The organism is Paracoccus simplex, assembly GCF_042648325.1.
Lineage (GTDB): Bacteria > Pseudomonadota > Alphaproteobacteria > Rhodobacterales > Rhodobacteraceae > Paracoccus > Paracoccus simplex.
This window is the reverse complement of the sequence record NZ_JBHRXE010000018.1, coordinates 42604-61311: the sequence shown is the minus strand read 5'-3', so window position 1 is coordinate 61311 and position 18708 is coordinate 42604. Positions and strand designations below refer to the sequence as shown.

At 70.0% G+C, this 18708-nt stretch carries 23 protein-coding genes; 5 read left to right on the top strand and 18 right to left on the bottom strand.

Features of this window, described 5'->3' with window-relative positions:
* From ACFOMP_RS08140 to fabF, 18 genes are all read right to left on the bottom strand, one after another.
* Entirely contained in the window at positions 1-426 is a 426-nt protein-coding gene (locus tag ACFOMP_RS08140) for an NlpC/P60 family protein (RefSeq protein WP_379029347.1), read from the bottom strand.
* Positions 423-1241: a DUF2163 domain-containing protein gene (locus ACFOMP_RS08135; RefSeq protein ID WP_379029344.1), complete on the bottom strand. Its 819-nt coding sequence runs from the start codon at positions 1239-1241 to the stop codon at positions 423-425. Before ACFOMP_RS08135 ends, ACFOMP_RS08140 begins: the two co-directional genes overlap by 4 nt.
* Complete coding sequence (locus ACFOMP_RS08130) at positions 1238-1870, bottom strand: DUF2460 domain-containing protein (RefSeq protein ID WP_289895746.1); 633 nt, start codon at positions 1868-1870, stop codon at positions 1238-1240. The genes ACFOMP_RS08135 and ACFOMP_RS08130 overlap by 4 nt, the downstream gene beginning before the upstream one ends.
* 3 nt (positions 1871-1873) lie before the next feature.
* Positions 1874-2539, bottom strand: coding sequence for a phage tail tape measure protein (locus ACFOMP_RS08125; RefSeq protein ID WP_379029341.1), 666 nt, complete (start codon positions 2537-2539; stop codon positions 1874-1876).
* 25 nt (positions 2540-2564) lie between these two features.
* Positions 2565-2777, bottom strand: coding sequence for a phage tail assembly chaperone (locus tag ACFOMP_RS08120; RefSeq protein WP_379029338.1), 213 nt, complete (start codon positions 2775-2777; stop codon positions 2565-2567).
* Positions 2774-3091, bottom strand: coding sequence for a gene transfer agent family protein (locus ACFOMP_RS08115; RefSeq protein ID WP_379029335.1), 318 nt, complete (start codon positions 3089-3091; stop codon positions 2774-2776). Before ACFOMP_RS08115 ends, ACFOMP_RS08120 begins: the two co-directional genes overlap by 4 nt.
* Before the next feature lies 1 nt (position 3092).
* Positions 3093-3506 carry a phage major tail protein, TP901-1 family gene (locus tag ACFOMP_RS08110; protein ID WP_058097454.1) on the bottom strand — a complete coding sequence of 138 codons (414 nt, stop codon included), beginning with the start codon at positions 3504-3506 and terminating at the stop codon, positions 3093-3095.
* A gap of 12 nt (positions 3507-3518) precedes the next feature.
* On the bottom strand, positions 3519-3938 hold the full coding sequence (locus ACFOMP_RS08105; protein WP_379029332.1) for a DUF3168 domain-containing protein: 420 nt from the start codon (positions 3936-3938) through the stop codon (positions 3519-3521).
* Positions 3935-4285: a head-tail adaptor protein gene (locus tag ACFOMP_RS08100; protein WP_289895751.1), complete on the bottom strand. Its 351-nt coding sequence runs from the start codon at positions 4283-4285 to the stop codon at positions 3935-3937. The genes ACFOMP_RS08105 and ACFOMP_RS08100 overlap by 4 nt, the downstream gene beginning before the upstream one ends.
* Positions 4282-4899, bottom strand: coding sequence for a head-tail connector protein (locus ACFOMP_RS08095; RefSeq protein WP_379029329.1), 618 nt, complete (start codon positions 4897-4899; stop codon positions 4282-4284). The genes ACFOMP_RS08100 and ACFOMP_RS08095 overlap by 4 nt, the downstream gene beginning before the upstream one ends.
* 136 nt (positions 4900-5035) lie before the next feature.
* On the bottom strand, positions 5036-6202 hold the full coding sequence (locus tag ACFOMP_RS08090) for a phage major capsid protein (protein WP_379029326.1): 1167 nt from the start codon (positions 6200-6202) through the stop codon (positions 5036-5038).
* Between the two features lie 22 nt (positions 6203-6224).
* Positions 6225-6761: an HK97 family phage prohead protease gene (locus tag ACFOMP_RS08085; RefSeq protein WP_379029323.1), complete on the bottom strand. Its 537-nt coding sequence runs from the start codon at positions 6759-6761 to the stop codon at positions 6225-6227.
* Position 6762: 1 nt separating this feature from the next.
* The gene (locus ACFOMP_RS08080; RefSeq protein WP_019352420.1) at positions 6763-6996 is read right to left on the bottom strand and encodes a GTA head formation protein, RCAP_rcc01685 family; all 234 of its coding nucleotides are present in this window, start codon (positions 6994-6996) and stop codon (positions 6763-6765) included.
* 2 nt (positions 6997-6998) lie between these two features.
* Positions 6999-8195 carry a phage portal protein gene (locus ACFOMP_RS08075; protein ID WP_379029320.1) on the bottom strand — a complete coding sequence of 399 codons (1197 nt, stop codon included), beginning with the start codon at positions 8193-8195 and terminating at the stop codon, positions 6999-7001.
* 127 nt (positions 8196-8322) lie between these two features.
* Positions 8323-9663 carry a DNA-packaging protein gene (locus tag ACFOMP_RS08070; RefSeq protein WP_289895931.1) on the bottom strand — a complete coding sequence of 447 codons (1341 nt, stop codon included), beginning with the start codon at positions 9661-9663 and terminating at the stop codon, positions 8323-8325.
* On the bottom strand, positions 9614-9976 hold the full coding sequence (locus ACFOMP_RS08065) for a permease (RefSeq protein WP_379029317.1): 363 nt from the start codon (positions 9974-9976) through the stop codon (positions 9614-9616). The genes ACFOMP_RS08070 and ACFOMP_RS08065 overlap by 50 nt, the downstream gene beginning before the upstream one ends.
* Positions 9977-10242: 266 nt before the next feature.
* On the bottom strand, positions 10243-11421 hold the full coding sequence (gene mltG / locus ACFOMP_RS08060) for an endolytic transglycosylase MltG (protein ID WP_379029314.1): 1179 nt from the start codon (positions 11419-11421) through the stop codon (positions 10243-10245).
* Positions 11418-12680: a beta-ketoacyl-ACP synthase II gene (gene fabF, locus ACFOMP_RS08055; RefSeq protein ID WP_379029311.1), complete on the bottom strand. Its 1263-nt coding sequence runs from the start codon at positions 12678-12680 to the stop codon at positions 11418-11420. The genes mltG and fabF overlap by 4 nt, the downstream gene beginning before the upstream one ends.
* Before the next feature lie 248 nt (positions 12681-12928).
* Here fabF and ACFOMP_RS08050 point away from each other — a divergent pair, with 248 nt between their 5' ends.
* The 5 genes from ACFOMP_RS08050 to ACFOMP_RS08030 form a co-directional block, all read left to right on the top strand.
* A complete protein-coding gene (locus tag ACFOMP_RS08050; protein ID WP_289895758.1) occupies positions 12929-14104 on the top strand; it encodes a toxic anion resistance protein in 1176 nt (391 codons plus the stop codon).
* A 2-nt stretch (positions 14105-14106) separates the two neighbouring features.
* Positions 14107-15138, top strand: a complete 1032-nt coding sequence (locus ACFOMP_RS08045) for a DUF2927 domain-containing protein (protein WP_379029490.1) — start codon at positions 14107-14109, stop codon at positions 15136-15138.
* A 320-nt stretch (positions 15139-15458) separates the two neighbouring features.
* Positions 15459-16577 (top strand): SPFH domain-containing protein, encoded by a 1119-nt coding sequence (locus ACFOMP_RS08040; RefSeq protein WP_379029307.1) that lies wholly within the window; start codon positions 15459-15461, stop codon positions 16575-16577.
* A 9-nt stretch (positions 16578-16586) separates the two neighbouring features.
* A complete protein-coding gene (locus ACFOMP_RS08035) occupies positions 16587-17873 on the top strand; it encodes a zinc ribbon domain-containing protein (protein WP_379029304.1) in 1287 nt (428 codons plus the stop codon).
* Positions 17874-17891: 18 nt separating this feature from the next.
* Positions 17892-18708: carbohydrate kinase family protein (locus tag ACFOMP_RS08030; RefSeq protein ID WP_379029482.1), on the top strand; the 817-nt coding region annotated here is incomplete at its 3' end.

The window sequence follows — 18708 nt, the reverse complement described above, 5'->3', positions numbered from 1 at the left end:
TCAAACCGGCGGAAACCGGAACCGGCCCGCGATCCGCGCGCGCCACGGTGCCGAGAGCGGGCTTTCCACCACGCCATGCCGGTCATAGGCATGGACGAAGCTGGCCTGCTCGCCGATTTCCACCAATATTCCCATATGCTTGGCGACGGACCCGACCCGCATGCGAAAGACCAGCACGTCGCCCGGCCTCTCGTCCGGCGCGGGCAGCAGGAACCGCGCCGCGCCGCCCAGCAACAGCTCGACCCCGCCGACCTCGCCCCAGTCGGGGGTATAGGTCGGCATGGCCTCGGGCTCGGCGCCGAAGAACTCGCGCCAGATGCCGCGCACCAGCCCCAGGCAATCCGTCCCCGCCCCCCTGACCGAGCCCTGATGCACATAGGGCGTGCCGATCCAGGCCCGGGCCGCCGCCACCACCGCCGCACTCACCGGTTCACCTTGGGCGCGATCAGCCAATCCTCGGGCGGCAGATGCGGAAAGCCGCGGAAGTTCGGATAGTTCAGGAACTTCATCCGACAGGTCTCGCCCCGCTTGTCGCAGCCCGCCAACAACCGCACCCGGTCGCCCACCGCAGGCCGGATACCCAGCGCCGTCCAAAGCTCGACCTCGCGCCGCGCGCCCGGCAGGGCGGCATCGGCCTTGACCAGACCCGACAGCCCCCGGGCCGCACCCGTCAGCACCAGCAGTTGGCCATGCTCGAACCAGCCTGCATCATGCCCGGTCACCCCCGACAGCATAAGCCGGCTGCCGTCTTCCAGGACCACCGCGCCCTCGGCCGAATAACCCGGCCTGGACAAATCGAACCGGCATTGCCCATCGCCCAGCGCCGCCGAGCAGCGCGGATGATAGACCCGTCCCTGCGCCTTGTTCAAAGGCTCGGACAGCCCGCGCAGCTCGGCCCGGAAGGCCGCGCCGCTGCGCGCCACCTCACCCAGATGGCCGCGAAAGATCAGCCGCCGGTTGGCGGGATCGGCCCAGTCCACCTCCCACAGCCGCACATCGGCGGCGTCCCAGCGACCGGCCATCAGGTCGCGCTCGGTGATCGCCGCGTCCGACAGCGCGCCCGCCGCCTCGCTGTTATCCACCGACAGGCCCAGGCCCTGCACCAGCGCCCGCGCGCTCAGCCCGCTGTCGGGGCGAAAGGCGATGCCGTCAAAGGACAGCGCCTGGTCGTGATCGGTAAAGCCCAGCACCAGCCCGTCACGGCGCTGGACCGCCCAGGCCCGCGCAATCGTCTCGGTCATAGCCGCACCTCCACCACCGGCACCTGCGGCAAGTCTCCAGCCTGGAACGAGGCGACCGAGACCGCGATGCGATCCGTGTCGAAGCGCACCGGCACGTCGAACTCGAACCCCGCCGTGACCACCGCCCCCGCCTCGGGAGGGCCGGCAAAGCGGATCACCCCCGAGGCCGTGTCCACCGAGAAATCCACCCCGGCGCGCCGCTCGACATTGCCGATCCCGGCCAGCACCGTGCCCTCGACGGGCTTCGTCACCGGCCGCCAATAGCGCGCCGGGCCCGAGGCATAGGCCTTGCGCAGCGCAAATTCCCGCCGCACCCCGTCGCCGGTGCCGATCTCCTGGTCCTGGAAACTCACCGTGCCGCTCGGCGCGCAGGACTTGCAATCCGCCCAGTCCTTCCAGCGGAATCCGTGCATCTGCCCCGCCCGCGCCTCGAAAAAGGCGATCAGCGCCGCCACATCGTCCAGCGAGCGCAGCCCCAGCCCGGCGTCATAGCGGCGCCGCGAATGCGCCCAGGGCGTGCGCCGCTCCTCGTGGCCATTGGTCAGCGCGACGATCTCGGTCCGCCGTTCCGGCCCGCCGACCGAACCAAAGGACAGATTCGCCGGAAACCTGATCTCGTGAAATGCCATGGTTCACCCGTTCCTTTCCCCGCGCGCCAGCAGCCGGCCCATCTGCGCGGCGATCTGGCTCTGGCTGCGCTGGAATCCCGCCACATCGGGGGTCGAGACGTTGAAGGTCACGTTCAACGGCCGCCCGCCGCCGCCTGCTGCGGCCACGCCCAGCCGGCCATCGGCCCCGCGACGCAGCGGCATGATCGCCTCGGCCCCGGCCTCGCCCATCAGCCCGGTCGCGCCGCGCATCGGGAAAAAGGTGGGCTGGCTGACCACGCCGCCCTTGGCAAAGGGCATCACCCGCCCCTGCGCGAACGCCCCGCCATTCGCAAAGGGCAGCGCCGCCGAGACCATGCCGTTCACACCCTGCGCAAGGGCGCCCGCCAGCGCCTGCTCGACCGGCCTCATCGCCACGGCGAAGGCACTGTCCGCCATGCTGCGCGCGATGCCTTTCAGCGCGTCCGACAGCTTCATGCCGTCGAAGACCAAGCCTGCGAATGCCCGGCGCAGCCCGCTGCCGATACCCTGGGTCAGCGTGCCCACCTCGCGATTGGCATAGGTCATCGACTCGCGCAGCCGGGCCAGTTCGGCGTCGAACTCCGCCACCATCCGCGCGCTCTGCTCCAGGCCCTTGCCCAGGGCCGGCCCGTCCTCGTCCAGCCGGTCGAATCCGTCCTTGTCCGCCACGACGGCACCTCCTTCTTGCAGATGTTCATGTCGCCGGCCGGTCGGGATAGCGCGCCACCAGTTCCGCCAGGCGGTCGCGGGTCATCGCGCCGCCGCGCCCCGGCTCGATGCCCAGCATCAGCGCCAGCTCCGCCGGGGTCAGCACCCAGAACTGCTCCGGCGTCAGTCCCAGCCCGCCCAGCCGGACGGGGCCAAGGGCCATGCGCAAAAGCCCCGGCCAGTCCAGCCCGCCACTCATGTCCCCTCGATGCGGAAGGCCCGCGCCAGCAGCGCCGCCGCCGCATGGGCGGCGGCCACCGGCCCGCCGCGCAGATCGGCCGCGGCCAGTTCCGCCATGCCGCCCGGCCAGCCGCCGCCGCGCAGGCCCGCGACCAGCACCGCCATCACGTCACGGCTGGAAAACCGCCCGCCCTCGAAACGTTCGGCCAACGCGATCATGCTCTCGGCGCCCAGTTCCGCCTCAAGCCCGGCCAGGGCGCCCAGCGTCAGCCTGGCCACATGCGCCCGGCCGTCGAGGAAAATCTCGACCTCGCCCGCCAGCGGATTGACCATCTCAGAAGGCGACGAAGCTGATCGCGCCCGCGCTTGCCATGGAAATCTCATAGGTCGCCTCGCCATTGTAACTGCCCGCATATTCCAGCGAGGTGATCTGGAACGGCCCCTCGACGGTGCCGAAATCCGGGATCACCACCTGGAAGCGCGGCACCTCGCCGTCAAAGAACACCTGCCGCGCCCGCTCGTCGGTGGTCCCGTCCCGGAACACCCCGGACCCCGAGATGCTGGCCGAGCGCACGCCCGCCCCCGCCAGCAGCTCGCGCCAGCGCCCCTCGCTCTCCAGGCTCGTCACGTCCACCGTCTCGGCATTGAAGCCCAGCCGGGTCGCCCGCAGCCCCGCCACGGTCTCGAAATGGCCGTCGCCGGTCATGTCCATCTTGATCAGCAGGTCGCGTCCGTTCTGCACCGCCATCACCGTCTCTCCTCAACCCAGGTCGATGCGCGCGCGAAAGGTCAGATCGACCCGTCGCCCCGCGCCGTTTTCCGCCCGCCGCGCCCGGGCGCGCAGGAACCACAGCCCCGCCAGATGCCCGCGCGAAAGCTGCATCTCGGCCGTCTCCAGCGCCTCGCTGACCGCGACCGCCGCCGCCTTGACCGCGCCGAAACCGCCCGCCGCCTCGGCCCCCGACAGGACCGAGACGACGAAATCATGCACCGCCCCCGCCGCCGTCATGTCGCCCGCATCGCGCACCTCCTCGGGACCCAGCGAGACATAAGTGCCCGCCGGCGCCGCCACCGGCATCGCGTCAAAGATCGCGTCGCCGACCAGCGCGCGCAGCGCCGCATCCGCGCGCAGCACCCGATACACCTCGGCCTGCAGCGCGGCCGTCCCCAGATAGCTCATGCCGGCGCCTCCTCTTTCGCCACGCAGACCAGCCAGCGCCCTTGCGGGTCGCTCTCGGCCACCGCCTCGATGCGGAAAAGCCGGGCTGCGGCACCCTCGCCCAGCCGCAGCCGCTGCTCGGGGCGCGGGCGGCGCGCATCGCCGGACGGCGCCGCCCTGACAGTGATCCGCCAGATCACCACGCTCTGAGCCCCCACCTCGGCGAAACGCTCGGACCCAGCGCCCGATCGCATCTCGGCCCAGATCCGCCCGACCTCCTGCCAGGACAGCGTGAAGCCGCCCATCCCGTCCGGTTCCCGCAGCGGCGATTCGATGACCAGCGGCACCGTCAGCCGCGGCGCGCTCATGTCCGGCCGCGCGAAGTGCCGCGCCCCCCCAGAACCCGGACCGAGCGCCAGCGTTCGATCAGCGCGCTGACCCCGAAGGGCATCGCGCCCTGCGTGCCCTCGAAGCTGCGGTCCTCGTGATAGCGCGCGGCGAGCAGCAGCACCGCCTGCGCCAGGTCGGCGGGCACCCGCGCCCAGTCCGTCCCAAACCCCGCCCGGAAGGTGATGGCGACAAAGCCGCCCGCAGGAACCGATGGCAAGAACGTCCCCACCGGCTTCAGCATCGGCCGCTGCACATCCGGCACCAGCCGGTAACTCGCCGGATCGACCGGCGTCCCCACGCCCGCCGCATCGGCGATCTCGACCTGCTCGACGGCCTCGACCGGGGCCAGCGGCAGCGGCTGGCCCAAAGGGTCGCGCCATTCCTCCAGCCGCAGCCGGAACTGCCGCGCCAGCAGCACCTTGCCGGTGCGCGCCTCGATGGCGGCGATGGCCGCGCGCAGGAACCCCGCCAGCGCCGCGGTCTCGGCCGCATCCCCCGCCATCTCGAACCCCGTGCCCAGTCGCAGGTGCTCCCGCAGCCCGGCAACGGGCAGCGCCTCGACCGCGGGGGCCGTCACTTCCACAAGCATCATCTTCGTCTCTCCCACTCGCCGGAGTGCCGCATCCTCTGGACGAAAAGGGGGCCGCGCATATCCGCCCTCGCGCGCGCGGACAGTGGCTTGCCGGTCCGGCGGACATTGGCCGCGCGGCCCCCGCTTCGGCCCTGGATCAGCCGAAGACCATCAGCTTGACGGCGCGGGCATCGGTGACGCCGCCGCCGACGCGCTTGGTGGCATAGAACAGCACATGCGGCTTGGCCGAGAAGGGATCGCGCAGCACCCGCAGGTCCGGCCGCTCGACGATGGTATAGGCCGAGCGGAAGTCGCCGAAGGCGATCGAGAACGAGCCGCGGGCGATGTCCGGCATATCCTCGCAGACCAGCACCGGATAGCCCAGCAGCTGCGCCGGCTGCCCCATCGCCAGCGAATCCGCCCACAGGAAACGGCCATCGGTATCGCGCATCTTGCGCACCGCGGCGGCGGTCTTCGAGTTCATCAGGAAGCTTGCATTGGCCCGGTATTGCGCGCCCAGCGCATAGACCAGATCGATCAGCGCATTGGCCGGATTGGTCGCTGCGAAATCCCCGTCCCCGCCCGAGGCGATGGTGCCGATCTGCACATTGGTCGCCGTGCCGTTCGGCGCTTTAGCATGGGTCAGGAAGCCCTTGGGCTTGTTCACGCCGTCGCCGTTGACAAAGGCCGTCGCCTCGGCGCGGGCGAATTTCTCGGCGATGCGGCCGGCCAGCCAGGTCTCGACGTCGAAGGCGCTGTCGTCCAGCAGCCGCTGGCTCGCCTTGGGCATGGCGGAAAGCTCGTGCACCGGGATCACCACCCGCTGCACGGTCGAGCTGCCGGTCTCGGCCTGCGCCGTGGCTTCGCTCGCCCAGCCATGGGCGATGTCGCCCATGTCGACCAGCACCTCGTAGGTGGCCGATTCCACCGTCACCACATTGGCGACCTTGCGCAGCGAGGCGGTGACGTTCAGCGCCTCCTGCACCTGCAGGGCCACCGTCGGCGCCGCCAGAAAGCCGCCGTCGCTGGTGGTGGTCATCGCCTTGCCCTCCAGCGGCAACCCGCGCAGCGCGCCGTCGTCGCCGTGGCGGATATAGACATCGAAAGCCTTCTGATGCGGCGCGCCCTGATCGGCCTCGGCCGACAGCGGGGCGCGGGCGCGGGAAATGGTCTTGCGGTCCAGCATGGTCATGCGTTCTTCCTGTGCTTCCAGTCGCTTCTGAATGTCGGATCGGAATGTCTTGAGTTCATTGACGAACCCCAGCATCTCGGCCCCCAGCTCGCCGGGCATGTCCGCCCCGGCCGCGGCCTTCACCTCGGTCATCGTCCCCTCCATCTGGTGAACCTCACTCGGCGCGCAGCGCCCGCGTCGCGGCCCGGAAGGCCGCCGCCAATTCCGATGCGCCCTCGGACTTGCGCCCGATCTTGGCCTCGGCCAGCATCGGGAAGGTGACCAGCGACACCTCCCACAGCTCGACCTCGGACAAGAGCCGCCGGCCCTTGCCGTCGCGCTCGGCGGCCACGGTGCGATAGCCGATCGACAACCCGTCGATGGCGCCCGCCCCGATCAGCGCCGCCGCCTCGCGGGCCTGGGCGATCTCGGGCAGCAGCCGGCCCTTCACCCACAGCCCCTTCTCGTCCTCGCGGATTTCGTCCCAGACGCCGATGGGCCTGGCAGGATCGTGCTGCCACAGCATCCGCACCTTGTCGCCCCGCGCCGCCAGCCGCGCCAGGCTGGCCGCATAGGCGCCGCGGACCACGATATCGCCGCCCTGGTCGGCCAGGCCGAACAAGCTGGCATAGCCCTCGATGCGCGTGCCCTCCGCCATCAACGAGCCGCCTGGTGCATATTTCAGCTCCAGCCCGTAATCCTTTGAATCCATGTCAGCCTCCTTTCGGTGCATATTCCAGGATCGACTGCACCGCCTGGGTCAGGATCACCGCGACGACGCCATAGACGGTCATCCACAGCCGCCGCTCCAGCCCCTCGATCAGCGCCTCGATCCGCTCCAGCCGCCGCTCGACCTGGCCGAATTGCAGCGCCATGATCCGCTCCTGCGTATCGAAGCGCTGGTCGTGCCAGTCGAAGGGCTCCTTCACGAAACGCGAGCCCTCCATCGTCAGCCCTCCGCCAAGGGCGGCAGGCCCAGCGCCGCCCGCTTCTCGGCCTCGGTCAGAAAGGCGGCCTCGCCGATGCGCCGCCAATGGCTGTCGCGCTCCTCGGCCAGCGCCGGAACCCGGTCCGGATCGGCCCGCAGGTCGATCTCGGCGCCCAGATGCTCGGACAGCCACCAGGCCACGGCGCCGGCGACGCGCGAGACCAGCGGCAGCACCGTCAGCCGATAGAAGGCGCGATTCGCCTCGGCGTAATTGGCATAGGTCGCCTCGCCCGGAATGCCGATCAGCATCGGCGGCACGCCGAAGGCCTGGGCGATTTCCCGCGCCGCCGCCAGCTTGGTCTCGTGGAACTCCATGTCGCTGGGCGAGAACCCCATCGGCTTCCAGTCGAGCCCCCCTTCCAGCAGCATCGGCCGCCCGGCATTGCGCGCGCCCTGATGGTGCATCTCCATCTCGGTCACCAGCCGGTCATACTGGTCCGGCGACAGGCTGCCCTGCCCGTCCGCCCCCTTGTAGACGATCGCCCCCGAAGGCCGCGCCGCATTGTCCAGCAGCGCCTTCGACCAGCTCGAGGCGCTGTTATGCACATCCACCGCCACCGCCGCCGCCTGCATGGGCGACAGCCCGTAATGGTCGTCCAGCGGATGGAAGCTGCGGATATGGCAGATCGGATCGGGACTGCCCGCCATGTCGAAGCGCACCTTCCGCCCGCCCACGCCATATTCATAGGCGACGGGCCAGCCATCCGGCCCCGGCACCACCGCCATCCGGTCCGAGCGCAGCACATGCAGCTCGGCCGGCAAGCCCTTGGCGCCCTCGCCCACCGCTTCCAGATAGCCATTGCCGCTCAGCAGGATCTGCCCGAACAGCGCCTCGAACAGCTCGGCGCGACCCTGCCCGGCATTGGGCCGGCGCAGCAGGTCCAGCACCGGGTGCACCTCGTAGCGCCGTTCGCGGTCCTGGCAGACCAGCGGCACCGCGGCGGCGGCCTCGGCAATCAGCCGCACGGCCCGGAACCCGACCGGGTTGCCGGCAAAGCCGGCATTGGTCAGGCTGACCGTGTCGCGCGGCGACCAGACCACCCGCCCCGAGCCCGCCGCCAGCGCCACCACCTTGCCGGTGGCGCTGGCCTTCTTCTCGACCTCGACGACGGGCGGCCTCGCGGCCGCAGCCCCCCGTCCGAACCAGGGAAATGCCATCGGTCCCTCCTGAATCCCCAATGAAAAAGGGCCGCTCCCGCGACCCTCCGCAGGCCCCAAGGCCCCTTCTCCGTTTTCCAAATACCCCGCAGGGGGTCCGGGGGACGCGACGTCCCCCGGTCCGGCGCTACAACCCCCGCACCGAGGGCCGTCTCCAGGCCGCCGCCGGCTCGATCACCAGCTCATGGATTGCCCAGACCAGCGCATCCAGCCGGTCGGGCGAGCCCCTGCCGCCATAGCCCGCCACGGTCATCCGGCACATCTGGTCCTCCAGCACGCCCAGCCCGCGCAGATGATGCACCCGCCCCTGCTCGTAAAGCGCCGCCACCGGCTCGGCCCGCAAGCCCTTGCCGCGCCCGGCCCGCAAGGCGCGGAACGGCACCAGCGGATCGACCTGCCGGATCACGCTCTCGACCAGGTCGCCGCCCTGGTTGACCTCGGCCACCAGCCGCTCGGCGCCATGCCGCTGCATCGCCGCGATGGCCGCCCGCGCCCAGTCCGACGGCCCGCCCCGGACCGAGGCGTCCTCCAGCACATAGGCCCGCCACTCCGTCACCGGCCCCTCGCTGACCACGCCGGCCACGACGATGCCGCATTCGTCCGAGGCCGCGCCCGAACTCACCGCCGGATCGACCGCCACCACGATGCGCGACAGCCGCGGCGCCGCCTCGACCCGGCAGCGCTCGACCATGGCGGTGGTCCACAGCGCCCCCTCGACATCCTCCAGCAACAGCCCCTCCAGCTCCTGCCGGCCCAGCCGGGTGCCGGCATAGCGCGCCTCGACCTCGGCCAGGAAACTTTCGGCCAGATAGGCGCGGTTGGCCTCGGTCGGGGCATGGGTGGTCACCGTCGAGGCATTGCCCAGGATCCGCTTCAGCACCCCGACGTTCTTCGGCGTGGTGGTGACCACCTGCTGCGGATGCTGCCCCAGCCGCAGCGCGAATTGCAGCATGTCCCAGGTCTCCTCGGCCTTCTTCCACTTCGCCAGCTCGTCGACCCAGGCCGCGTCGAATTGCGGCCCGCGCAAAGCCTCGGGCTCATGCGCCGAATAGACCTGCGCCGTCGCACCATTGGGCCAGACCAGCCGCCGCCGCCCCGCCTCCCAGACCGGACGCCGGTCTGGCGGCGAACAGGCCAGAATGCCCGACTCGCCAAAGACCATCACGTCCCGCGCCTGGTCGAAGGTCTCGGACACCAGCGCCACGCGATGCGCCCGCCCCGGAGCATCGGCGGTCGCCCCCTCGACCTGCGCGCGCACCCATTCCGAGCCGGCGCGGGTCTTGCCCGCGCCGCGCCCGCCCATGATCACCCAGGTCTTCCAGTCGCCCTCGGGCGGCAGCTGATGCGGCAGCGCCCAGAACTCGAAAAGCCAGGGCAGCGCCGCCAGGGCATTGTCGCTGAGGCCCCCCAGGAATTCGTCAACTTCCTCCGGCTCGGCGGAGGCAAGCCAGGCGGCGCCCGATTTCATCTCGTGCCGCGACAAGGTCGAGTGCCCCTGCACCGACCTGTCCGGCAGCATCCTTGCGAAGCTTGTCAACCTTGTTCCTTTCCTCCAGCACCATTTGGGTCGCGTCCCGCAGGGCGCGCACCAGCTTGCCGGATTCCTTCAAATCGTCGGTCTTGCCCGCCGTGATCTTGCGGCGAAGCCTGTCCAGATCCGCCGCGTAGGACCAAAACAGCCCGTCCGCGATCTCCAGCACGCTCATATCGGGCGCCGTGGCGGCGCCGGGCACGAAAGGCCCTTCCGGCGCCTCCGGCCCCGGATCGAAACTCATGGTCATTCTTGATCGCCCTGCCCTCGTGTGCCTGTCCGCACGAGCGAGACATGAAAAAAGCGGCCCAAGGTCACCGACCCGGCCGCTTGCCCATTTCTCCCAGCATGGGTAATTTCTACTTCAGGGCGTTCGCAGAGTCAACGCAAAACCCATGGTTGCGCGCCCCTCTGCCAATTACTCTTTCGAAACAATGAATTGCCTCGCGCAACACCCCATCGCGCGGCCGCGCAACAGGGCGAAAACGGGGACGGAATCGCCCCCGTCTTGCGGTGTCAGTCGCCCTGCACCGGCGACAACGGCTCGCCGCGCTGCCGCTCGATCTCGCGCCAGCGCGCGACGTTCTGGTTGTGCTCCTCCAGCGTGCGGGCAAAGGCATGGCCGCCCGAGCCGTCGGCGACGAAGAACACGTAATCGGTATCCTCCGGATCCATCGCCGCCTCGATGGCGGCCCGGCCGGGATTGGCGATCGGCGTCGGCGGCAACCCGTCGATCTGATAGGTGTTGTAGGGCGTCCGCCGACGCAGCTCGGATCCGCGGATGCCGCGATCCAGCACCCCCTTGCCGCCGGTGATGCCATAGATCACCGTCGGGTCGGTCTCCAGCCGCATCCCCTGCCGCATCCGGTTGACGAAGACGCTGGCCACCACCCGGCGCTCGTCCGGCACCCCGGTCTCCTTCTCGATGATCGAGGCCATGATCAGCGCCTCTTGCGGCGTGGCATAGGGCAGATCCGGCTCGCGCTTCTCCCAGGCCGCGGCCAGGTGCGCGGCCTGCCGCCGCGCCATCTCGGCCAGCAGCGCGGCGCGGTCGGCGCCCTTCTCGACGTCATAGGTATCGGGCGCCAGGCTGCCCTCCTCCGGCAGTTTCGCGACCTCGCCGCCCAGGAAGCCGGCCTGCTTCAGCCCCTCGACCACCTGCCAGCTGGTGACGCCCTCGGCGACCGAGATGCGCAGCCGCGCGTCCGGCTTTTGCTCGGCCGCGGCGATGACCTCGGGCGCCGGCTCGCTGGCGGGGTTGTATTTCGCCTGCTCGGCAAACACCCCGGTCCCGGCATCCATGTCGCGCAGGATCACCGAGTTCTCGCGCACGCCGATGCGGAACACCACCTCGGTGCCGCAGGTGCTGGGACCGCCGGCGGTGATGACCCGGACGATCTCCTCCATGCTGGACTGCGGCGGCATCAGGTAAGAGCCGTATTTCAGATCGCGCGACTTCCCCGCATAATCCGCGCCGGCCCGGAACACATAGGCATTGGACACCACGCCCTGCTCGGCCAGTTGCTGGCTGACCGCGTTCAGGCTGGCGCCCGGCGCGACGCGCACGCAAGCCGCCACGGCGCTGGGGCCGGGCCGGGAGTATTCGTGCTTGCCCCAGGCGATGGCCGCCGCGACCGCGATCAGGATCACGATCAGCAGCGTCAGGAAGTTCGACGCGATGTGGCGCCAGATCATTCCTTGACCCGCCCCATCACCAGGCTGGCATTGGTGCCGCCGAAGCCGAAGCTGTTCGACAGCACGTAATCCACCTTGCGCCGCACGGCGGCATTGGCGGCCAGATCGATGGCGGATTCACGCGCCTGGTTGTCCAGGTTGATCGTCGGCGGGCAGATCTGGTCGCGCAGCGCCAGGATGCAGAAAATCGCCTCGACCGCGCCGGCCGCACCCAGCAGATGCCCGATGCTCGACTTGGTCGAGGACATGACGACGTTCCCCGCCGCCTCGCCCAGCAGCCGCTCGACCGCGCCCAGTTCGATCACGTCGGCCATGGTCGAGGTGCCGTGCGCATTGATGTAGTCCAGGTCGCCCGGCGACAGGTTCGCGCGCGCCAAGGCATTGGTCATGCTGCGGAAACCGCCGTCGCCATCCTCGCTGGGCGCGGTGATGTGATAGGCGTCGCCCGACATGCCGTAACCCAGGATCTCGGCATAGATCTTGGCGCCGCGGGCCTTGGCGTGCTCGTATTCCTCCAGCACCACGACGCCGGCGCCCTCGCCCATGACGAAGCCGTCGCGGTCCTCGTCCCAGGGGCGGGATGCCGCCCTGGGGTCGTCCTCGCGCTTGGTCGACAGCGCCTTGCAGGCGTTGAAGCCGGCGATGCCGATCTCGCAGATCGGGCTTTCGGTGCCGCCCGCGACCATGACGTCCGCATCGCCCAGCGCGATCAGCCGCGCCGCGTCGCCGATGGCATGCGCGCCGGTCGAGCAGGCGGTGACCACCGCATGGTTCGGCCCCTTGAAGCCGAAGCGGATCGAGACCTGGCCCGAGACCAGGTTGATCAGCGCCCCCGGAATGAAGAAGGGCGAGACCCGCTTCGGCCCGCGTTCCTTGATCAGCACCGCCGTATCGGCGATCGAGGACAACCCGCCGATGCCCGAGCCGATCATGACGCCGGTGCGCTCGCGCTCGTCCTCGTTTGCCGGCTCCCAGCCGGAATCCTGCACCGCCTGCGCGGCGGCGGCCATGCCGTAAAGGATGAAGTCGTCGACCTTGCGCCGGTCCTTGGGCTCCATCCAGTCATCGGGGTTGAAGCTGCCGCCCGTACCGTCGCCGAACGGGATCTCGCAGGCATATTTCGTCGTTACGTCCTTGGTGTCGAACCGGGTGATCGGTCCGGCGCCGGATTCCCCGGCCAGAAGTCTCGACCAGGTCTCCTCGACCCCCGAGGCCAGCGGCGTGACCATCCCCAGACCGGTGACGACAACTCTGCGCATGCACGGGCTCCCTTCGCAACGCTCAATCGGGCAGGTTCTACACGCCCCCCGCCCGCCGCGCAACGCAAAGCGGCCCGGCCGGCAAGCCCCCGCCCCGGCGGATCCGGCGCCACCCGGGCAGGATGGCAACACCCGCCGGGGCAATGGGAACCGCACCCGCGGGCGCTCGTTGAACTCATCGGGAATCGGCCTATTCTGCGGCCGAGCCCCTGCCTTGCAGAAGCTCCCACAGGAAAGGACGACGCCGGATGACCACGCAGACACAGGCCAGCGCCCAGGCCGCGCTGGACGAGATCCAGACCGTGACCTCGGTGGTCCTGCCCGAACCGCCCGCCGCCGCGCCGAAACTGGCCGAGGCCGGGCCCGCCGTGGCCGAGGAGATCCGCAAGCGCATGGCCGAGGTCGATATCCGCGACTCCGGCTCGATCGTGCATTTTGGCGCCCGCGCCCAGAACGAGCTGCAGGAAATCAGCCAGGCCATGCTGGCCGACGTCAGAAACAAGGACGTGGGCCCGGCCGGCGAGTCGCTGCGCGAGATCGTGACCACCATCCGCGGCTTTTCGGTCAGCGAGCTGGACGTGCGCCGCCGGCGCAGCTGGTGGGAGAAGCTTCTGGGCCGCGCCGCGCCCTTCGCCAAATTCGTCGCCAATTACGAAGAGGTGCAGGGCCAGATCGACCGCATCACCGCCGATCTCGACCAGCACCAGCACCGGCTGCTCAAGGACATCAAGTCGCTCGACCTGCTCTATGACCGGACGCTGAACTTCTATGACGAACTCGCGCTCTATATCGCCGCGGGCGAGGAGAAGTTGGCCCAGATCGACCGCGACGAGACCCCTGCCAAGGAAGCCGCCGTCGAAGCCGCGGCCGAGAACGACAAGGTCATGGCCGCGCAGGAGTTGCGCGACCTGCGCGCGGCCCGCGACGACCTGGACCGCCGGGTGCATGACCTCAAGCTGACCCGGCAGGTGACCATGCAGTCGCTGCCCTCGATCCGGCTGGTGCAGGAAAACGACAAGTCCTTGGTCACCAAGATCAACTCGACCCTGGTGAACACCGTGCCGCTGTGGGAAACGCAGCTTGCGCAGGCCGTGACCATCCAGCGCAGCGCCGAGGCCGCTCGCGCGGTCAAGGAGGCGAACGACCTGACCAACGACCTTCTGACCGCCAACGCCAAGAACCTGCGCGAGGCCAATGCCCAGATCCGCACCCAGATCGAGCGCGGCGTCTTCGACATCGAGGCGGTGCGCACCGCCAATGCCGAGCTGATCTCGACCATCGAGGACAGCCTGCGCATCGCCGACGAGGGCCGCACCCGCCGCGCCGCCGCCGAGGAAGACCTGAAGACCATGGAGACCGAGCTGCGCAACACCCTCGCCGCGGCCAGCGCCCGATCCGCAACCCCAGCAACGACGCCATCGTGACCCTGCCTGCCCGCTTTCCTCCGCTCCTGCCCCTGCCCGTCGCGCTGGCCCTGCTGGCGCTGCTTGCCGCCTGCGCGCCCCAGCCGCCGACGGAAACCCCGCCCCCCGCTGTCGAGGCGCCGCCGCCACCCGACCGGCCCGAACCGCCGCCGGTCGATCAGGCCGCGCTGCGCCGCGAACGCGCCGAGAATGCCCGCGCCGCCACCGCCCGGGCCGAGGCCGCAGCCGCATCCCCCGTCAGCCGCAACATGCGCGACTATCTCGCCGGCATCGAGGAGACGCTGATCGCCCGCGGCCGGCTGCGCACCGATCCCGGCACCGAGATCGCGCTGACCCCCGAGAAGCTGGCCGAGGATTTCATCGAGGTGGCGCTGCATGACGAATATGTGCGCGACGGCGGCAAGCTGGTCTCGCGCCCGGTGCCCGCGCCCTTGCGGCGCTGGCAGCAGCCGGTGCGGGTGCGGCTGGAATTCGGCGACTCGGTCGCCCCGGCCCAGCGCGCCCGCGACCGCGCCGAGGTGGCAGGCTTCGCGGCGCGCCTGCAGCGCGTCAGCGGCCAGCCGGTGGCGTTGACCGGCGCCTCGGGCAATTTCAACGTGCTGATCCTGAACGAGGACGAACGGCGTGCCATCGGTCCGCGCCTGTCCGCGCTGGTGCCGGGCATTCCGGCCGGCGACATCGCCGCGCTGCGCGACCTGGCGCCGCAGAATTATTGCACGGTCTTCGCCTATTCCAGCGGCAATTCCCCGACCTATGCCCAGGCGGTGGCGCTGATCCGGGCCGAGCTGCCGCCGCGCCTGCGCCGCTCCTGCATCCACGAGGAACTGGCGCAGGGCATGGGGCTGGCCAATGACAGCCCGCGCGTGCGCCCCTCGATCTTCAACGACGACGAGGAATTCGCCTATCTGACCCGGCATGACGAACTGCTGCTGAAGATCCTTTACGACCCGCGCCTGCACCCCGGCATGACCGAGGCCGAGGCCCGCCCCATCGTGATGCAGATCGCCCGCGAGCTGCTGGGGACCGAGGTGTGACCGGCCCCCGCCCCGCAGCGACCGGAACGTCAGGCCCAGCCAGGCCGCGATCCCCGTCAACCGGCGCAGGATCCGGTCGGGCGGAGGGTCTGGCTGCTTCGGCATGGCACCTATCCGGGATCGGGGGCGGGACGGCATTTCCGATTGGCCAGCACCCTTTCCTCAAGAAAAGATGAATCCCGGCCGGCATCGCCACCCTCTCCTCGCTTGACGAGCGGGGCGGCCTCGGCACTATCCTCATCGACAGCGCCGGGCGGGCTGGGGACCAGGGATGTCCCGGCACGCTCCTGCCCGCGGCGCCGCAACGGAAAGGCAGACCCATGTCCCTGTTCAACATCCTCGGCGGCGAGTTCATCGAGATCATCGAATGGACCGACGACACCCGCGACACCATGGTCTATCGCTACCCGACCGTCGGCAAGGCGATCAAATACGGCGCCAAGCTGACCGTACGCGAGGGCCAGGCCGCGGTCTTCATCCACGAAGGGCAGCTCGCCGATGTGTTCCAGCCCGGCCTCTACATGCTGGAAACCAACAACCTGCCGATCCTGACCCGGCTGCAGCACTGGGACCACGGCTTCCGCAGCCCCTTCAAGTCCGAGATCTATTTCGTCAACACCACCCGCTTCAACGACCTGAAATGGGGAACGAAAAACCCGGTCATCGCCCGCGACCCCGAATTCGGGCCCGTCCGCATCCGCGCCTTCGGCACCTATTCCATGCGCGTGACCGATCCCGGCCGCTTCATGACCGAAATCGTCGGCACCGATGGCGAGTTCACCCGCGACGAGATCAGCTTCCAGCTGCGCAACATCATCGTGCAGGAGTTTTCGCGCCTGATCGCCGCCTCGGGCATCCCGGTGCTGGACATGGCGGCGAATACCGCCGAGCTGGGCCAGATGGTCGCCAAGGCGATCGGCCCGACGGTGGCCGGCTACGGCCTGACCATTCCGGAATTCTATATCGAGAACATCAGCCTGCCGGACGAGGTGGAAAGGATGCTCGACAAGCGCACCTCGATGGGCATCGTCGGCGACCTGAACCGCTTCGGCCAATATGCCGCCTCCGAGGCGATGCTGAACGCCTCGAACCAGCCCGGCGGCATGGGCGCGGGCATCGGCGCCGGACTGGGCGCCGGACTGGGCGCGGCGATGGCGCAGCGCGGCCCCTGGGGCGCCCTGCCGCAGCAGCAGCAGGCCCCGCAAAGCCCGCCGCCGCTGCATCCCGAAACCGTCTGGCACATCGCCGTGAACGGCCAGGCCGACGGCCCCTATGGCCGCGCCCATCTCGGCCGCCTCGTGCGCGAGGGCGGCTTCACCCGCGAGACGCTGGTCTGGACCCCCGGACAGGACGGCTGGAAACCGGCGGACGAGGTGGCGGAACTCGCCCAGCTCTTCACCGTCGCGCCGCCGCCGCCGCCGGTCCCGAAGGCGGGGTAAGCGGCCGGAATGCCGACGCCGCCCTCGGAATATCGCTATCCTTGCGAGAATTGCGGCGCCAGCCTGGAATTCTCGCCGGGTCAGCAAAGCCTGGTCTGCCCCTATTGCGGGCATGAAAGCCGGATCGGCCCCGGCCCCGCCCGCGCGCCCTCCCGCCAGACCCGGCAGGGACCGTGGGGCGAAAGCGCCATCCTGCTCGACCCGGCGACGGGGCGGGCGCTGCAATGGGACGGCGGCCACAAGGCGCCGGGCCTGCGCGAATTGCCGCTGGAACACGGGCTGTCGCTGGACCGGCACAGCGACCTGACCGAAACGGTGCGCACGCTTTCCTGCCCGAATTGCGGCGCCAAGGTCGAGATCACCAGCGACCGCCACGCCTCGGCCTGCCCGTTCTGCGCCACCGCCGTGGTCACCGACACCGGCACCAGCCGCCACCTCAAGCCGCAGGGCGTGCTGCCCTTCGTCATCACCGAGGCGCAGGCCAAGACCGCGCTCGAGGACTGGCTGCGCGGGCTCTGGTTCGCGCCTTCGGGCCTGACCGCCTATGCGCGGCGCGGCAAAAGGATGAGCGGGGTCTATTCGCCGTTCTGGACCTTCGACGCCGACACCGCCTCGCGCTACAGCGGCGCGCGCGGCGACTGGTATTACGAGACGGTCTACGTCACGCAGATGGTGGACGGCCGCCAGCAGCGGGTGGCCCAGCAGGTGCGCAGGACGCGCTGGACCCCGGCCTCGGGCCAGGTGGCGCGGAATTTCGACGACGTGCTGGTGCTGGCCTCCAGCGCGCTGCCGCGCCGCATCACCGACGCGCTGACGCCCTGGGATCTGTCGCACCTGGTGCCCTACCGGCCCGAATACCTGGCCGGTTTCCTGGCCGAGGGCTACACGATCCCGCTCGGCTCGGGCCATGACATCGCCCGGCAGGAAATGGCCGGCGTCATCGCCATGGACGTGCGCCACGCCATCGGCGGCGACGAACAGCGCATCACCGGCATCGAAACCCGCCACAGCGACGAGACCTTCAAGCATATCCTGCTGCCGGTCTGGACCGCCGCCTATCGCTACAACGGCCAGAGCTACCGTTTCGTGGTCAACGGTCAGTCCGGTCGCGTGCAGGGCGAACGGCCCTGGTCGGCCTGGAAGATCGGCTTCGCGCTGCTGCTGGCGCTGGCGCTGCTGCTGGCGCTGCTCTGGCTGAACGAACGCGGCGGCTTCGTCCGCATCGGCGCCGCCGACCTCACGCCGGATATTTCCATCGGCGGCAGTTACCGCTATCAGGAGACGGGAGCGGACTGACGAAGGAAGGGAGAGGCTATGATCCTTTGCGCCGGGGAATCGCTGATCGACATGGTGCCCGAGGGCGCCCTTTACCGGCCGCTGCCCGGCGGCTCGGTCTATAACACCGCCATTGCGCTTGGCCGCATGGGCGCGCGGGCCGGCTATCTCTGGCCGATTTCGCGCGATACCTTCGGCGAGATGCTGCTGCGCCCGCTGGCCGAGGCGGGGGTGGATACCGGCCTCTGCCCGCGCAGCGACCGGCTGACCACACTGGCCTTCGTCACCCTGACCGGGGGCGAGGCGCGCTATGCCTTCTACGACGAGGGCTCGGCCGGCCGGATGCTGGCGCCCGAGGATCTGCCCGAGATCCCCGACGCGGTCTCGGCCCTGTTCATCGGCGGCATCAGCCTAGTCCCCGACCCTTGCGGCGCCGCCGTCGAAGCCCTGGTCGAGCGTGTCCGCCACCGCATCCCGGTCATGCTGGACCCCAACATCCGCCCCTTCTTCATCGCCGACGAGACGGCCTATCGCGCCCGGCTCGACCGGCTTTTCGGGATGGTCGACCTGGTCAAGCTCTCGGGCGACGACCTCGACTGGCTGATGCCGGGCAAGACCTTCGAGCAAGCCGCCGCCGCGATCCTCGACCGCGGGCCGCGGGTGGTCTTCCAGACCGGCGGCTCCACCGGTGCCCGGGCGCATTGGTCGGGCGAACCGCTGGCCGCCCCGGCGATGCAAGTCGAGGTCGCCGACACCATCGGCGCCGGCGACACCTTCAACGCCGGGGTGTTGGCCGCGCTCGACCGCGCCGGGGTGCTCTCGCGCAAGGGGCTGGACGCGCTGACCGCCGGCGCCA